Raw genomic sequence first — 260 nt, 5'->3', positions numbered from 1 at the left:
TTTTCGTCCTGTGGGACGACAGGGTTTCCGGAGGCGGTTTTTGCGTCGCCGTCTTTGGCAGGCTGAACGGTTTCAGGTTCGATTGCGCCGTTGGGGCGCCAAACTTCAATGCGTGTGTCGGTTTGTTCGGCAGGGCTTTTTTCGGGTACGTCGGTTTTACCGGAGTTTAGGGTGCTGAATACGCCGGCAACAAGGGCGGCAACGGCGATAAAGCTGACAAGGAATAAAGCGCGGATTAGGTGTTTGGGCTTAAGTTGGAA

At 54.6% G+C, this 260-nt stretch carries 1 pseudogene; it reads right to left on the bottom strand.

Going from position 1 to position 260, the window contains the following annotated elements:
* Window positions 1-260: pseudogene (locus ACTHS3_RS18130) on the bottom strand (hypothetical protein); the annotation flags it as partial.

The sequence above is a fragment of the Neisseria sp. P0009.S007 genome, from assembly GCF_051962515.1.
This window is presented reverse-complemented; position numbering and strand designations above follow the sequence as displayed.